This is a genomic window from Amycolatopsis orientalis, from assembly GCF_000943515.2.
GTDB classification, from domain to species: Bacteria; Actinomycetota; Actinomycetes; order Mycobacteriales; family Pseudonocardiaceae; genus Amycolatopsis; species Amycolatopsis orientalis.
In genome coordinates this window covers 3,092,276-3,108,504 of sequence record NZ_CP016174.1, presented here as the reverse complement: position 1 = coordinate 3,108,504, position 16,229 = coordinate 3,092,276, and the positions used below count along the sequence as shown (strand labels likewise).

Here is a 16,229-nt window from a genome sequence, read left to right as displayed (position 1 = left end):
CCAGAGGACTGAACGCGTGTCAGACGGTGTCCAGGATCATCTCGAACGCCGCTTCGGCCGCGCCCAGGAGCTTCACGTCCGCGCCGAGCGCCGAACTCACGATCTGCGTCCCGCCGACCGCCCGGCTGACCAGGCTCCGCCGCCGGACTTCGTCCGCGACCGACCCCACCACCGAATCCGGCAGCGCGGTGAGCAGATCACCCAGGACGACCAGCTGCGGGCCGAGCAGGTTGACCACGTTCACCAGGCCCACCGTCAGCCACTCGGCGAACTCCGAGAGCCGTTCCCCGGCCGCCTGCGGATCGCCGCCCAGTGCGCGCAGTTCGAACAGGATCGCCCCGCGCGGGGTGTCCTCGGGCAGATCGAGCGCGCGGCACAGCGCCGCCTCGCCGACCTCGGTCTCCCAGCAGCCGCGGGAGCCGCAGTAGCAGGGACGGCCGCCCGGCCGGACCGCCATATGCCCGATCTCGCCGACGTAGCCGGCGCCGCCGCGCAGCGACGAGCCGTCCGCGATGATCCCGCCCCCGACGCCGACGTCCGCGGAGACGTACACGGCGTCGGACGAGCCCCGCGCGGCTCCGCGCAGGTGTTCGGCGATGGCGCCGAGTTCGGCGTCGTTGCCGACGAGGACGGGGACGCGCAGCACACCGCCGAGCCGTTCCCCGAGCGACACGTCGGTCCAGCGCAGGTTGGGCGCCTCGTGCACGTGCCCGTCCACCCGGCGGACGACGCCGGGCACGGAGACCCCCGCGGCGATCGGCTGCACGCCGAGGTCGCCCGCCAGCATGGTGGTCGACTCGATCACATGCGTGATCACCTCGTCGGCCTCCCGCATCCGGCCGCGGAGGTTCCAGCTGTTGCGCCCGAGGATCTGGCCGCCGAACCCGACCAGCGCGATCGCCACGTGTTCGACCTGGAGGTCGACCGCGAGCACCACCGCCGCCTGAGGCTGCGGCAGGACCAGGAGCGAGGGGCGGCCCGCCCCTCGTCCCGGCCTCGGGACCCTCTCCTCGACGACGCCCGCTTCCGCGAGCCCGTCGACGAGGGTCTTGATGGTGCTGCGGTTGAGCCCCAGCTCGGTGGCCAGGGTCGCCCGGGTGCTCGGGCCGCTGACGTGCAGCAACCTGAGCAAGGTCGTGCGGTTGTGCCTGCGCACCTCGTCGGGTCGTGCAACGGGTGTGCTGGTCACGGACTTCATCATTCCATGCGGACTCAGCGCGGTGACGCAGCCGCGCGGCGCCGGGACAGCGCGTCCACCGTGGCCGCGAGCAGCAGCACCAGACCGGTGACGATGTTGACCACCGCCGCCGACTGTTTCAGCAGGCCGAGCGCGTTCTCCACGACCGCCAGCACCAGGCCACCGATCACCGCGTCGACCACCCGGCCCTTGCCGCCGAACAGCGACGTGCCACCGATGACCGCGGCGCCGACCGCGAACAGCAGCGTGTTGAGGCCACCGGCCTGCGGGTCGACCGAGCCGACCTTCGACGAGTAGACGATCGCGCCGATCGCGGCCACCGCCGAGCAGATGACGAACACCGACGCCCGGATCTTCTCGACGTTGATACCCGCGCGGCGGGCCGCCTCGCGGTTGCCGCCGACGGCGTAGATGTGGCGGCCGTACTGCGTGCGGTTGAGCACGTAGGTACCGAGCACCAGCAGGCCGAGCACGATCGGCACGACGTACGGGACGCCGGAGATCACGATGTTCGGGTTGGGCGCGCGGTTCAGCGTCAGCAGGTAGGTCGCCACCGCGGCCACCACGGCGATCGCGCCGACCTTGAACAGCACCATCGGCGTCGGCTGGGTGACCAGGCCGCGCTTGAGCCGCGAGAAGTGCTGGCCCAGCGTCACCGCGGCGAATCCGCCCGCCGCGATCAGGAAGAGGACCCAGCTGCCCACTGTGGACAGATTGCCGTTGGCGACCTTGAACAGCACGTCCGAGGTGCTGATGCCGAGCGTGCCGCCCTCACCGATGAACTGCAGGATGACACCCTGCCAGGCGAGGAAGAGCGCCAGCGTCACGACGAACGAGGGCATACCGATCTTCGAGACCAGGAACCCGGTGAGGACACCGATCGCGCCACCGACGCTGATCGCGAGCAGGATCTCGATCCACGGGTTGGCCGCCGTCCCGGACAGCACGAGCGCGATGGCGAGCACCGCGAACCCGACACCGGCCCAGATCCGCAGGATCACGCCGAGCAGACCGGCGATCGCGAGTACGACGAGGAACGCGATGAAGACGCCGTTCCCCATCCCGCCCAGCAGGTTTCCGTTGCGCACGTAGTGCATCGCGAGTACGGCGGCGGTGACACCGGACGCGGTACCGGCGGACAGGTCGATCTCGCCGAGCAGCAGCACGAACACGATGCCCATCGCGATGATCGCCTTGCCGGCGCCCTGCGCCAGCAGGTTCGCGATGTTGTTCATCGTCAGGAAGGTGTCCGACAGCGAGGCGAACACGATCACCAGCACGAGCAGGCCGAGCAGCGCCGGGAGCGAACCCAGCTGGCCCGCCTTGATCCGGGAGAAGTAGTCGCCGATCGCCTCCGACGTCGACATCGATGTCGTGTCGATGCCGAAGTCCGTGATGGCCGCCGACGGGTTGAGCGCGGCGGCCGCCGACTTGCCCCCCTCCGGCGAGGCGGGCTTTGCAGGTGTCTCAGTCATTTCCGGTTCTTTCTCGCCCGTTTACAGGACGGCGGCTTCGGGGCGGGCAAGGCCGAGATCGCCGGAGCGGCCGGCGGTGATCAGTTCCACGACCTGGCCGTGGGTGACGTCCTTGGTGTGCACGTTGGCCACGAGGCGGCCCAGGTACAGCACCGCGATGCGGTCGGCGACCTCGAACACGTCGGCCATGTTGTGGCTGATCAGCACCACGCCGAGGCCCTGTTCGGCGAGACGGCGGACCAGGTCGAGCACCTGCCGGGTCTGCGCGACACCGAGCGCGGCGGTCGGCTCGTCGAGCAGGACCACCTTGGAGTCCCACAGCACGGACTTGGCGATCGCGACGGTCTGCCGCTGTCCGCCCGAGAGCGCCGAAACCGGGGTGCGGACGGACTTCACGGTGCGGACGGAAAGCGACGCGAGCGTCTCGCGGGCCGCCTTCTCCATGCTGGCCTCGTCGAGCAGCCATTTGCTGCCGCGTTCCCGGCCCAGGAACATGTTCTGCACGATGTCGAGGTTCTCGGCCAGGGCGAGGTCCTGGTAGACGACCTCGATCCCGAGATCGGCGGCGTCGCGCGGACCGTGGATGTGCACGGGCTTGCCCTGGAACCTCACCGTGCCGGAGTCGTAGCCGTGGATCCCGGCGATCGACTTGACCAGGGTGGACTTGCCCGCCCCGTTGTCGCCGACCAGCGCGGTGACCTCACCGGCCCGCACGTCGAAGTCCACGTCGTGGAGGACGTGGACCGGTCCGAAGCTCTTGTTGATCTGCCTCAGTTCGAGGATCGGTTCACTCATGGGGGTTCTCGAATTCTCCCGGCTGGATACCGGGCCGGGGCGCACTGTCTCACGGGAAGCGCCCCGGCCCGGTTGTCTGGATTTAACGGGTCAGGAGATACCGAGCTGCGCGCAAGCCGCGGCCAGTTCGCCGCCACAGATCTCGGCCGCCTTGACGTAGCCCTGCGTCACGACCTCCTTGACCCCGTCCTTGGTGGTCAGCTTCGGCTCGAGCAGCACGGACTTGACCTCACGGTTGCCCTTCGGGTCCTTCGCCTTGCCGGTGGCCAGCGCGTCGGCACCCGCCTTGTCGCCCTTCGCCAGCAGGACGGCGAGCTTCGCCGCGGCTTCGGCCTCTTCCTTGATCGGCTTGAAGACCGTCATGTACTGGTCGCCGCGCAGGATGGCCATGAGGCCGTCCGCGGTGGCGTCCTGACCGGTGACCGGGACCTTGCCGTTGAGACCGTTCTTCTTCAGCACGGTGATGACCGCGCCGGCGAGACCGTCGTTCGCGGCGACGACGCCGTCGACCTTGCCCTTGTTGTCGGTCAGGATCTGCTCGAAGGTCTGACCGCCCTTCTGGTTGTCCCAGTTGTCGATGGCCTGTTCGCGCACGAGCTTCAGGTCACCGCTGGCGAACTTCGGCTGCAGCACCGACTTCTGGCCGTTGGCGAACAGCGTCGCGTTGTTGTCGGTCGGGGCACCCTCGATCATGACGACCTCGGCGCCCTTCTTGTCCTTCAGCGCGTCGGCGAGACCCTGGCCCTGCAGCTGGCCGACCTTCTCGTTGTCGAACGAGACGTAGTAGTCGGAGCTGCCGCCGAGGTTCAGGCGGTCGTAGTCGATCGTCGGGATGCCCGCGGCCTGCGCCTTGCGGGCCACCGCCGCACCGACCTCGCTGTTGATCGAGGCGATGATCAGGACCTTGACGCTCTGCCCGATCATGCCGTCGGCCAGCGTGGTGAACTTCTGGACGTCGCCCTGGGCGTTCTGGACGTCGGCGTCGAAGCCCGCGTCCTTGAGCGCCTTGGTCAGGAACGGCTTGTCGAAGGCCTCCCAGCGGGCGGAGGACGCCGTCTCCGGAAGGATGACGCCGACCTTCCCGCCGGTGGCGGCGCCGCCCGGGGCGGGGGCGGACTGCGAGGAGTTGCTGCTGCCCGAGTCGGCGGTGTTGGCGCCACAGGCGGAGAGCACCAGGCCGGCGCCCACCGTCGCGGCGAGGAGGGTAAGGGTTCTGCTGCGCATCCTCGTTCCTTCCGGATCTTGCTCGCGGGCGGCGATCCTGGCGGACCGGTCGCACCATCGCGCATATGTTGTGGGCGACAACATATGCCGCCGAACGGGGTCCACGGAAGACGGCTGGATCGATTAAGCCTCATCAAATGGACACGGTTTGGCAACGTGGCCGTAGCAAGGCGTACGAAGTCTAGGTGCGCTGACGGTGTGACCGCCACCACTCACGGAGGGTGACCGCGGCTGCCGGGGTGTCTGGGCCCCCAACGCTATGAAAGGTCCTTTCCTTGCAAAATTTGCAAGGAAAGGACCTTTCATAGCACGTCATGGTCCCGTCCCGCGGATGCTGAGTCGCTTCCCGACCGGGGCGCATGGCAACGCACCGTGAGGGCTCGTGTGGGGCGCGGGCCGGGGTGGGCGGGCTGAAGGGGCCCTTCACCGCATCACATGCGGCGAAGGGCGCTTTCCTCGCATGCGATGCGGGGAAAGCGCCCTTCAGCCACGCGTGTACGTCATGAGGGGTCCCCATCAGACGAAATTCGTCCTATGGGGACCCCTCATGACGTTTGTACGGGGCGCTACCAGGAACGCAGGGTGACGATGCGCTCTTCGAGCTGTTCCACCGTCGCCATCGCGGTCGGCGGCCCGCCGCAGACCCGGCGCAGCTCGTTGTGGATCGCGCCGTGCGGCTTCTTGGTCCGGTGGTGGTGCACGCCGACGAGGGCGTTCAGCTCCTTGCGGAGGCTGCCGAGCCGTTCGCTGACCGATTGCGGCCGCGCGACCGGCGCGGCCTCCTCGGCCTTCGGCTTGCGCCGCTTCTCGTCGGCGATCTGCTCTTCCTGCCGCTTCCGCAGCAGGGCGCGCACCTGGTCCGGTTCGAGCAGCCCGGGCAGCCCGAGGTACTCCTGCTCCTCGTCGGAACCGGAGAACACCGCGGTGCCGAACGAGTTGCCGTCGTAGATGACCTGGTCGAGTTCGGCGGAGGCACCCAGCGAGGTGAACGCCTTCTCCTCTTCGCCCGGCTCGTCCTCGGTGCGGTTGGCCTGGGCGAGGAGTTCGTCCTCCCAGCCTTCCTTCTCCCGGTGCGGCTTGCCGAGGACGTGGTCGCGCTGCGCTTCCAGCTCACTGGCGAGTTCCAGCAGCACCGGCACGCTCGGCAGGAAGACCGAAGCGGTCTCGCCGGGCTTGCGGGAACGCACGTACCGGCCGATGGCCTGCGCGAAGAACAGCGGGGTCGACGCGCTCGTGGCGTAGACGCCGACGGCGAGGCGCGGGACGTCGACGCCTTCGGACACCATCCGGACCGCGACGAGCCAGCGGTCGGTCGAGTCGGAGAACTCCTTGATCCGCCCGGACGCCTTGGGGTCGTCGGAGAGGACGACCGTCGGGTTCTGGCCGGAGATGCGCTGCAGGATCTTGGCGTAGGCGCGCGCGGACTCCTGGTCGGTGGCGATCACCAGGCCACCGGCGTCCGGGATGCCGTTGGCACGCAGCTGCGCGAGGCGGGTGTCGGCCGCCTGCAGCACCGCCGGGATCCATTCGCCCGCCGGGTCGAGCGCCGTGCGCCAGGCCCGCGCGTTCTGCTCGGCGGTCAGCGGCTCGCCGAGCCGCGCGGTGAACTCCTCCCCCGCGCTCGTGCGCCAGGAGGCCTCGCCGGAGTAGGCGAGGAAGACGACCGGCCGGACGACGCCGTCGGCGAGCGCGTCGGCGTAGCCGTAGGCGTGGTCGGCCTTGCTGCGCTGGAAACCCGAACCGTCGGGCTCGTAGGTGACGAACGGGATCTGCGAGTCGTCGCTGCGGAACGGCGTCCCGGTCAGCGCGAGACGGCGGACGGCGGGCGTGAACGCCTCGCGGACCGCGTCGCCCCAGGACTTAGCGTCACCGCCGTGGTGGATCTCGTCCAGGATGACCAGCGTCTTGCGGTTCTCGGTGCGCACGCGGTGCAGCGTCGGATGCGCCGCGACCTGCGCGTAGGTGACAGCGACACCCTGGTAGTCCCGCGAGGTGGCACCGGCGCCGTTGCGGAAGTTCGAGTCGATCGCGATCCCCGCGGCCGCCGCCGAGGCGGCCCACTGGTGCTTCAGGTGCTCCGTCGGCGCGACGATGGTGATCGCTTCGACGGTCCGGTCGCTCAGCAGCTCGGCGGCGATCCGGAGACCGAACACCGTCTTGCCCGCGCCCGGCGTCGCGACCGCCAGGAAGTCCTTGGGCTTCTTCGTCAGGTACTTCGTCAGCGCGCGGCGCTGCCAGGCACGCAGCGGCCTCGCGGTGCTGTCCTTCGCCGCGGGAGGCGCGCCCAACGTGCCACGATCACGTTCCACTGTTTCCGACATGCCGGTCACCTCCCTCTCCCTCAAAAGCGCTGTTCACCGCTGTCTGACAAGCGAAAACCCCCACTTTGGTATCCGGCCGCGACGCCGGCGCCTGAGGTGAGGGCACTGGGGTGAGCCTACCCGCCGAGCCCGTGGAACGCCGGAAGCGCCACCCCCGTTGTCGGGTTACTCACCCGAAAACCCAGGGGTGACGAGCCGAATGCCCGGGCATGCACCATGCTGGACATCGTCAAGGGCGCTCGGCGCTGGCGGAGGAGCTGCATGAGCGAGGAGAACGGCCGGGAAGAGACGGCCGCCGGGGTCGCGAAGGTCCGCAGAGGTCCGTTGCGCCTGCTCAGCCGCACGCTCAACAAGGCCTGGGAAGGCAACATCTTCTCCGAGGCCGCCGAAGCCGCCTTCTGGCAGACGCTGTCGCTGCCGCCGCTGCTGCTCGGACTCCTCGGCTGTCTCGGCTTCGTCGGCGACTGGTTCGGCCAGGAGGTCGTGACCGCGGTCCACGACCGGATCATCACCTTCAGCAAGACGATCTTCAGCGACAACGCCGTCCACGACATCATCGAGCCGACGGTCAACAGCATCCTGTTCGTCGGCAAGGGCGAGATCGTCTCGATCGGCTTCCTGATCTCCCTGTGGGCGGGCTCGTCGGCGATGTCGTCGTTCGTCGACGCGATCACCGTGGCGCACGACCAGTACGGCGTCCGCAACGACGTCTGGCAGCGGATCTTCGCGCTGCTCCTGTACCTGGCGGGGCTGGTCATCCTGGTGGTCGGGCTGCCGCTGCTGGCGATCGGGCCCGACCTGCTCCCCCAGTTCTTCCCGAACGAGTGGCGGGACACGGTCTCGTACTGGGTCGGCACGCTGTACTACCCCGTACTCGGCGGGATGATCGTGCTGGCGCTCACCACGCTCTACAAGCTCTCCCTGCCGCGCCGCCTGCCGTGGCACCGCGGGCTGCCGGGCGCGATGCTCGCCATGATCGTGTTCCTGCTCTCCAGTGTCGGCCTGCGCATCTACCTCAACTGGATCACCAAGACGGGCTACACCTACGGCGCCCTCGCCGCGCCGATCGCGTTCCTGCTGCTGATGTTCTTCATCGGGCTCGCGGTGGTCGGCGGCGCCTACTTCAACAGCGCGATCCAGGAACTGTGGCCCGCCAAGGCGACCAAGCGGCAGCGCCGGAAATGGCGGCGGCTGGAGATGGAACGGGCCAGCGAGCGGATCCGCGCCGAGGAGGGCCGCAAACTGTGGGAACGGACCACCGTCCCCCTGCGGCGTCCCCGTCAGGACGACGAAACCCAATCAGAACAGTCAGTGAACGAAGAGGCGCAGAGCGAAGCCGATCAGGTGACAGAACGGCGAAGCTGACCCCGAATGGGGGATAGCCTCATCCCGAAGTCGTACTTCGGTTCCACCCGTGGTGTGAATCCAGTCCACCCTCCGCCATGAAAAGCTCGCGGTATCCCGCACGTTCCCGAACACCTTTCCTGGGGGATCCCGTCATGTCCACGCTGGCCAGACTGAGCCTGCGCAACCGAAGTCTCATCGGGCTGCTCGCCCTGGTGGTGATCGGCTTCGGCGCCTTCGCGCTCCCGCAGCTGAAGCAGCAACTGTTCCCGTCGCTGCAGTTCCCGCAGGCGCAGATCATCACGCCCTACTCGGGAGCGTCCCCGGACGCGGTGGACCGGCAGGTCACCGAACCGCTCGAAGGCGGGCTCCAGGGCCTGAAGGGGCTCGAAGAACTGAGTTCGACGTCGTCGGAAGGCCTGTCGCGGATCACCGCGCGCTTCGAGTTCGGCACGGACATCGACGCCGCCGTCGGGCAGATCCAGCGCGTCGTCGACGGGGTCAAGGCCCGGCTGCCGCAGAACACCGAACCGTCGGTGTCGGCGGGGTCCACCGACGACCTGCCGGTCGTGCTGCTCGCCGCCGGGACCACCGGCGACCCGCAGGCGCTCGCGCCCGCGCTGACCGGGGAGGTCGCGCCGGAACTGCGCAAGATCGACGGCGTCCGCGAAGTCGAGGTGACCGGGGCACGGCAGCCGCGGGTCACCATCGCGCTGGACTACGCGAAACTGGCCGCGGCGGGCGTCGACCCGTCGTCGATCGCCACCACGCTGCAGACGGCCGGTGCCGCGGTCCCGGCCGGGACGCTGACCGAAGGCGACAAGACGCTCACCGTCCAGGTCGGCGGCGGGCCGACCACGGTCGACACGATCCGGGACCTCTACCTGACGCCGTCGCCGCGCCCCGGGGCCCCGGCGGGCAAGCCGGTCAAGCTCGGTGACGTCGCGGACGTCCAGGCGGGCTTCGCGCCGCCGACGTCGATCACGCGCACGAACGGCAAGCCGAGCCTCGGGCTCTCGATCACCATGGTGGAGAACGGGAACGCGGTCGCGATCTCGGATTCCGTGCGGGACAAGCTGCCCGGGCTGTCGAAGAAGACCGGCGCCGAGATGAGCGTCGTGTTCGACCAGGGCACCCCGGTCAAGGACGCGATCAGCGGGCTGACCACCGAAGGACTGCTGGGACTGGCGTTCGCGGTCGTGGTGATCCTGCTGTTCCTGATGTCGCTGCGGTCCACGCTCGTGACGGCGGTGTCGATCCCGCTTTCGGTGGTGGTGGCGCTGCTCGCGCTGTGGACCGGCGATCTGTCGCTGAACCTGCTCACCCTCGGCGCGCTCACCATCGCGATCGGCCGGGTCGTCGACGACTCGATCGTGGTGCTGGAGAACATCAAACGACATCTGGCCTACGGCGAGGAGAAACAGCGCGCGGTGCTCGACGGCGTGCGCGAGGTGGCGGGCGCGGTGACGTCGTCCACCCTCACCACCGTCGCGGTGTTCCTGCCGATCGCCTTCGTCGGCGGATTCGTCGGCGAGCTGTTCTCGCCGTTCGCGATCACCGTCACCGTGGCGCTGCTGGCGTCGCTGCTGGTCTCGCTGACGATCGTGCCGGTGCTCGCGTACTGGTTCCTCAAGCCGCCCAAGACCCCGGCGAACGAGCACGAGGCCGAGCTCACGCGGCAGGCGGCCGAGGACAAGGAACGCCGGGGCCTGCTGCAGCGCGGGTACGTGCCGGTGATCCGGTTCGCGACCCGGCGCCGCGTCACCGTGGTCCTGCTGGCGCTGATCATCTTCGGCGGCACGGTCGGGCTGGCTTCGCGGCTGAACACGAACTTCCTCGACCAGTCCGGCGGGACGACGCTGAACCTGTCGCAGAAACTGCCGCCCGGCACCAGCCCCGAGGCCAAGGAGAAGGCCGCCGGCGCGGTGGAGCAGGCGCTCGCCGCCGAACCGGCGGTGGAGACCTACCAGGTCAGCATCGGCGGGGCCGGCTTCTTCGGCATGGGCGGGACGTCGACCAGCATCTCGGTCACCGTCGCCAAGGACACCGACCTCGACGCGCTCTCGAACCGGTTGCGGGACAAGCTGGAGCGGCCGGAACTCGGCGAGGTCAAGGTCGGCGCGGACGCGTCCGGTTTCAACTCCGACGGGATCTCGATCACCGTCACCGCGCCCGACGAGGCCGCGCTGAAACCCGCCGCCGAGCAGGTCCGGCAGGCCCTGTCCGGGGTGCCGGACCTGACCGAGGTGACCAGTGACCTCGCGCAGGGCTCGCCGCGCGTGCAGGTCGAGGTCGACGCCGCCGCGGCCGCCGCGAGCGGGCTTTCGGCGACGTCGATCGGCCAGATCGCGAACCAGGCGATCGCCGGCCGTACGGTGACCCAGCTGCCGGTGGACGGGCAGCGCACGGACATCGTGCTGCGCGCGGGCACGGCGGCCCCGGCGTCGGTGGACGCGATCAAGGCGCTGCCGATCCCGTCGGCCACCGGCGTCGTCCGGCTGGACTCGGTCGCGAAGGTGTCCACTGTGGACGGCCCGGCCGCGGTGCACCGCACCTCGGGCGAGCTGAGCACCACGGTCACCGCCAAGAACACCGGCGCGGACCTGGCCGCCACCACCCGGGCCATCCAGTCCAAACTGGACGGTCTGACCTTCACCGGTGGCGCGGCGTACAAGCTCGGCGGGGTCAGCGAGGATCAGCAGGAGGCGTTCGGGAACCTGTTCCTCGCGCTGCTGGCCGCGATCGCGATCGTGTACCTGATCATGGTGGCGACCTTCCGCAGCCTGATCCAGCCGCTGATCCTGCTGGTGTCGATCCCGTTCGCGGCGACCGGCGCGATCGGGCTGCTGCTGGCCACCGGGACGGCGCTCGGCCTGCCCGCGCTGATCGGCATGCTGATGCTCGTCGGCATCGTGGTGACCAACGCGATCGTGCTGATCGACCTGATCAACCAGTACCGGGCGTCGGGGATGAGCATCACCGACGCGGTGACCGAGGGCGGCAGGCGGCGGCTCCGGCCGATCCTGATGACCGCCGCGGCGACCATCTTCGCGCTGGTCCCGATGGCGCTGGGGCTCACCGGCCAGGGCGGGTTCATCGGGCAGCCGCTCGCGATCGTGGTCATCGGCGGGCTGGTCAGCTCGACCCTGCTGACACTGATCCTGGTGCCGACGCTGTACACGATGGTCGAGACGCGGAAAGAGAAGCGCCGCGCGAAGAAGGACGCGAAGCGTTCCTCAGCGGCCCCGGCCGCCGAGACGCTGACCCCGGAACCGGCTTCGTAGGTGGCTCGTGAGTGGTAATGACGGTTCTAACCGTCATTACCACTCACGAGACGCGCCCCTACGCCTTCCGGAACCGCCAAGTCTTGCTGTCGAAGGCGACACACCACGACGGCGACAGCACGATCACGCGCAAGGTCCCGTCGGCGGCCACGTCGACGCCCTCGGTCTCGAAGTTCCCGCCGCACATGCTCTTCAACGGCAGCTGGCCCAGCGAGGTCACCCGCCCGGTCACGTCCGAACCGGACAGCGCCCCGGAGAGGTCGACCTGCAGCAGCGGTTTGGTCGTGCCGAACAGCGAGCCCTCGGGGTCGTCGGACGCGCACAGCAGCCGCGTCGCGGTGACGAAGTCGCAGCCCTGGATGTCCCGCACCGGCCGGTCGAGCCGGATCGCGGACGCGTACGGCAGATTCGCCGACGGGTCCGGATGCGCGACGCCGGGCATCGGATGCACGAGGAGCCGGTCCATCGTGCCCCATTCACCCGCCACCATCCAGCGCGCGTCGGGGGTCACGGCGGCGAACGAGTTGTTGTTCGCCTCCCACGATTCCAGCGTGTGCGTGTAGTTCGCCCACGTCCCCGTGGGTGACTCGACGCGGAAGAGCTTCGCGCCCCTGTCGTCGCGCTGGTAGGGCTCGACGTACCAGCCCTGTGCCGAACCCGGGTCGCCGACGTGGTTCCAGCCCTGCGACGACAGGCTCACCGGGACGGTCGCGATCCCGGTGTAGCGGTAGGTGGTCCCGGACGGCCGTTCGATGGTGGCCAGGCCCTGCCCCTCGTCGAGGGGGCGGGCGTTGTCCGAGCCGACCGTGGTCCAGCCGGTGACCGCCTGGGCGGCGGCCGGTGAGAACACCGCGACCAACGCGGCGATGGCGAGCACGATCCCGGTTCTACGCATGAAGGCTCCGTCCCGGCGGGTTTTCGCTGGCGGGTAATGAATTACCAGCGAAAACCGGGACGGGCAGCCGCCATGTGAAGGATTTTCAGATTTTGTCCGGAATCAGACACCGGACGGTCATCACTCAGTCGCCGGGCTTGAGACCGTCGTAGATCTTCTTGCAGTCCGGGCAAACCGGCGAACCGGGCTTCGCCGACTTCGTCACCGGGAAGACCTCACCGCACAGAGCCACCACGTGCGTGCCCATGACCGCGCTCTCGGCGATCTTGTTCTTGCGCACGTAGTGGAACATCTTCGGCGAATCGTCGTCGGTGCCGTCGGTGCCCTCAGGACGGGTATCCGGCTTCGGAAGGGTCTGTGTGCTCACCCCTCCATAATGCCCCAAATCCTCCTGCGCACACCGGCGACCTGGCAGGATCTCGCCCATGTTCCAGAAGGTGCTCGCGACATTCGGTTCGGGCGGAGCGAAGATCGACGCCCGGCTGCTCGACCGCACGGTCTCCCCCGGCCGCCCCCTGCGCGGTGAGGTCCTGCTGCTCGGCGGCGAAGTCGATCAAGAGATCAACGGTCTCTCGGTCAAGCTGCTCGCCCGGGTCCAGACGCCGGACGAACGCGCTCCCGGTGTCGAGGATCTCGAATTCGGCACCCAGCAGCTGGTGGGCCGCGAACGCGTCGCGGCGGGCCAGCAGGTCCGTATCCCGTTCGAGGTCGCCCTCCCCTGGGAGACGCCGATCTCCAGCGTCTTCGGCAAGCCGCTGCCCGGTATGGCCGTCGGCCTGCAGACCAGCCTCGACATCGCGAACTCCGTCACCGACCCGATGGACGTCGACGGTGCCGCGATCGAGCCGTTGCCCGCGCAGAAGCGGATCCTGGACGCCTTCAGCCGGACGGGCTTCGTCTTCCGCGAGGCCGTACTGGAGCGGGGCCGGATCAACGGCGCGGTCCAGCAGCTCCCGTTCTTCCAGGAGATCCGCTTCACCCCGTCGCCGCGGTTCGCGAGCGTCTTCACCTCCGTGGCGGCGACGTTCCTGTCCTCGGCGGCGGAGACGCAGGTCATCCTCGAAGTGACCAAGCGGGTCCGGGTGTCCAAGAGCGGCGGGTTCGGCGGGCGCGGGCAGGAGTTCCTGGGCCTGTTCAAGGTCGACCACGCCGCGCTGGAGCGGGTCAAGTGGGAGCCGCAGCTGGAAGGCTGGCTGCACGAGGTGGCCAAGTCGCGCGGGATCTTCGACTGATGGACTGGCCCACCGCGATCACCCGGCTCGGCGGCGATCACCAGGTCGCCGCCGTCGCGTGGAACGACCTCGAAACCCGGTACGCCGAACCGCACCGCCGCTACCACGATCTCCGGCACGCCACGGCCGTCGCGCGGGACAGCGGCGACCTGGCCGTCGCGTTCGGCCTGGGCTCCCGCGAACGGGCGGTCGTCGCCATCGCCGCCTGGACGCACGACGTCGTCTACGACGCCCGTCCCGGCGACGACGAACGGGCCAGCGCGGCCTGGACCCGCGCCGAGCTCGCCAACGCCGGCGTCCCCGAAGACGGCATCGCCCGCGCCGAGCGGCTGGGCCTCGCCACGATCGACCACGCCGCCCCGGCCGACGACCTCCTCGCGACGGCGCTGCTCGACGCCGATCTCGCCGTCCTCGGCGCCACGCCCGAGGTCTACCAGGAGTACGCGAGCGGCGTCCGGGCCGAGTATTCGATCTACTCCGACGAGGACTGGCGAGCGGGACGCGTGGCGGTGCTGGAGAAGCTGCTGGCCCGGCCGCGGTTGTACCGCAGTGACATCGCGCGGGCACGCTGGGAGAGCAAGGCCAGGGAGAATCTCGCCACCGAACTGACCCACTGGAGTGACGCGGACCCACATCACCGATGATGTTCGTTCGTGACTCCGCAACTGTCCCTTCACGAAGAGGTCGCCTCCGCCCTCGCCGACGGTGACCCCGTCGTCGCGCTGGAGAGCACCATCCTCTCCCACGGTCTCCCGCCCGGCCGCAACCTCGACGTCGCCCGGCGGCTGGAGCAGGTCGTGCGGGACGGCGGCGCCGTGCCCGCGACGATCGCCGTCCTCGACGGCGTTCCTCTCGTCGGTCTCACCGGCGAGCAACTGGAGCGGGTCTGCGCGCCCGGCGCGGACCTGGACAAGCTCTCCCTGCGCGACATCGGCCCGGCCGTCGGCCTCGGCCGCTCCGGAGCGACGACCGTCGCCAGCACCGCGGCGCTGGCCGCCGCGGCCGGGATCGGCATGTTCGCCACCGGCGGGCTGGGCGGTGTGCACATGGGTGCCGCGCAGAGCTGGGACGTCTCGGCGGATCTGGGTGTCCTCGCGAAGGTGCCGACCACGGTCGTGTGCTCCGGGGTGAAGTCGGTGCTCGACATCGCCGCGACCCTGGAGGTACTGGAGACCAATTCGGTCCCCGTGCTGGGTTACCGCACCGGCGACTTCCCGGCGTTCTACCTCCGCTCGTCCGGTTTCGAGGTGCCGTGGCGGGTCGACGACGCCGCGCAGGCGGCCGCGATCATCGCCGCGCACCGGGTGCACGCGAATTCCGGGGTACTGCTGGCGAATCCGATTCCCGAAGCGTCCGAAATGGACAAAGAACTGCACGACCGGCTGCTCGCCGAAGGGCTCGAACTCCTGCGCACGCGGGGAGTCCACGGCAGCGACGTGACGCCGGTCCTGCTGGAGCATTTCCACACCGCCAGCGGCGGCGTGAGCCTCGACGCGAACGAGGCACTGGTGCTGTCCAACGCGGAACTGGCCACCGAGGTCGCCGTCGCGCTCGCCGGGACCGCGGCATGAGCGGCATCGTGGTCGTCGGCGACGTCGGCCTCGACGTCGTCGCGCGGCACGAGGGCCCGATCCCGCACGGCGGCGACATCCGCGCGAAGGTGCACTTCACCAGCGGCGGCGCGGGCGCGAACACCGCGCTCTGGCTGCGCGCCGAGGACGCGGAGACCACGCTGATCGCGCGGATCGGCGACGATTCCGGTGGCCGCATGGTGAAGAGCGAACTGGAGGCGGCCGGGGTCCGCTGCGCCTTCGCGGTCGACCCCGACGAACCGACCTTCTGCGTCGTGGTGCTCGTCGACGGCGACGGCGAGCGGAGCATGCTCGCCGACCGCGGCGCGAACTCGAAGTTCAGCCCCGCCGACATCACCCCGGATGCGCTGACCGGCGCGAGTCACCTGCACCTTTCGGGCTACGTCCTGCTGCAGCCGTCGTCACGGCCCGCGGCGCTCGCCGCATTGGCCGCGGCGAAGAAGGCCGGGCTGACGACGTCGGTCGACCCGCAGGCGGCGACGCTGATCACCGATCCGGCGGCCTTCCTCGACGACGTGCGCGGCGTCGACCTGCTGATGCCGAACACCAGTGAACTGGTCGCGCTGACCGGGTCGAGCGATCCGGTGGCGGCGAAGGAACTGCTGGACTACGTCGGCGAGGTCGTGGTCACCGCCGGTCTCGACGGCGCCAGCTGGGTCGACGCGGGCGGCACCGTCACCTCGGTCCCGTCGCGGCCCGCCGAGTGCGTCGACTCCACCGGTGCCGGGGACGCCTTCGACGCCGGTGTACTGGCGGCGTGGTTGCGCGGCGAGTCGACGGTGGAGGTACTTCGGGCCGGTACGCGGCTGGGTGCGCGGGCGGTCGCGAAGGTCGGCCCGCAACCCTGACGCGCGGCGTCGCTGTTTCGA

The 16,229-nt window shown here is 69.6% G+C and carries 13 protein-coding genes; 6 read left to right on the top strand and 7 right to left on the bottom strand.

Annotated elements, in window-relative coordinates:
• Positions 1–19: 19 nt before the first annotated feature.
• The 5 genes from SD37_RS13895 to SD37_RS13875 form a co-directional block, all read right to left on the bottom strand.
• Positions 20–1,201, bottom strand: coding sequence for an ROK family transcriptional regulator (locus tag SD37_RS13895; RefSeq protein ID WP_044854401.1), 1,182 nt, complete (start codon positions 1,199–1,201; stop codon positions 20–22).
• Between the two features lie 11 nt (positions 1,202–1,212).
• The gene (locus SD37_RS13890) at positions 1,213–2,673 is read right to left on the bottom strand and encodes a sugar ABC transporter permease (RefSeq protein WP_083254961.1); all 1,461 of its coding nucleotides are present in this window, start codon (positions 2,671–2,673) and stop codon (positions 1,213–1,215) included.
• Positions 2,674–2,694: 21 nt separating this feature from the next.
• Positions 2,695–3,468, bottom strand: coding sequence for an ATP-binding cassette domain-containing protein (locus tag SD37_RS13885; protein WP_044854400.1), 774 nt, complete (start codon positions 3,466–3,468; stop codon positions 2,695–2,697).
• 90 nt (positions 3,469–3,558) lie between these two features.
• A complete protein-coding gene (locus tag SD37_RS13880; protein ID WP_044854399.1) occupies positions 3,559–4,692 on the bottom strand; it encodes a sugar ABC transporter substrate-binding protein in 1,134 nt (377 codons plus the stop codon).
• Between the two features lie 566 nt (positions 4,693–5,258).
• Positions 5,259–7,013 carry a DEAD/DEAH box helicase gene (locus SD37_RS13875; protein WP_044854448.1) on the bottom strand — a complete coding sequence of 585 codons (1,755 nt, stop codon included), beginning with the start codon at positions 7,011–7,013 and terminating at the stop codon, positions 5,259–5,261.
• 261 nt (positions 7,014–7,274) lie between these two features.
• Between SD37_RS13875 and SD37_RS13870 the strand changes: the two genes are divergently transcribed.
• On the top strand, positions 7,275–8,378 hold the full coding sequence (locus SD37_RS13870; protein ID WP_044854398.1) for a YihY/virulence factor BrkB family protein: 1,104 nt from the start codon (positions 7,275–7,277) through the stop codon (positions 8,376–8,378).
• Between the two features lie 134 nt (positions 8,379–8,512).
• Complete coding sequence (locus tag SD37_RS13865) at positions 8,513–11,641, top strand: efflux RND transporter permease subunit (protein ID WP_044854397.1); 3,129 nt, start codon at positions 8,513–8,515, stop codon at positions 11,639–11,641.
• 58 nt (positions 11,642–11,699) lie between these two features.
• On the opposite strand, the gene SD37_RS13860 is transcribed toward SD37_RS13865, so the two are convergent.
• Positions 11,700–12,536 (bottom strand): hypothetical protein, encoded by an 837-nt coding sequence (locus SD37_RS13860; protein WP_044854396.1) that lies wholly within the window; start codon positions 12,534–12,536, stop codon positions 11,700–11,702.
• Between the two features lie 124 nt (positions 12,537–12,660).
• Positions 12,661–12,903 carry a DUF3039 domain-containing protein gene (locus SD37_RS13855; RefSeq protein WP_007033595.1) on the bottom strand — a complete coding sequence of 81 codons (243 nt, stop codon included), beginning with the start codon at positions 12,901–12,903 and terminating at the stop codon, positions 12,661–12,663.
• Positions 12,904–12,961: 58 nt separating this feature from the next.
• On the opposite strand from SD37_RS13855, the gene SD37_RS13850 reads away from it, so the two are divergent.
• Genes SD37_RS13850 through SD37_RS13835 form a run of 4 tightly spaced genes read left to right on the top strand, consistent with a single transcriptional unit; the run spans position 12,962 to position 16,208 of the window.
• On the top strand, positions 12,962–13,768 hold the full coding sequence (locus SD37_RS13850) for a sporulation protein (protein ID WP_044854395.1): 807 nt from the start codon (positions 12,962–12,964) through the stop codon (positions 13,766–13,768).
• Entirely contained in the window at positions 13,768–14,412 is a 645-nt protein-coding gene (locus tag SD37_RS13845) for an HD domain-containing protein (protein ID WP_065912830.1), read from the top strand. The genes SD37_RS13850 and SD37_RS13845 overlap by 1 nt, the downstream gene beginning before the upstream one ends.
• A gap of 9 nt (positions 14,413–14,421) precedes the next feature.
• Positions 14,422–15,339 (top strand): pseudouridine-5'-phosphate glycosidase, encoded by a 918-nt coding sequence (locus tag SD37_RS13840; protein WP_044854393.1) that lies wholly within the window; start codon positions 14,422–14,424, stop codon positions 15,337–15,339.
• A complete protein-coding gene (locus SD37_RS13835; protein WP_044854392.1) occupies positions 15,336–16,208 on the top strand; it encodes a carbohydrate kinase family protein in 873 nt (290 codons plus the stop codon). Before SD37_RS13840 ends, SD37_RS13835 begins: the two co-directional genes overlap by 4 nt.
• Positions 16,209–16,229 lie beyond the last annotated feature (21 nt).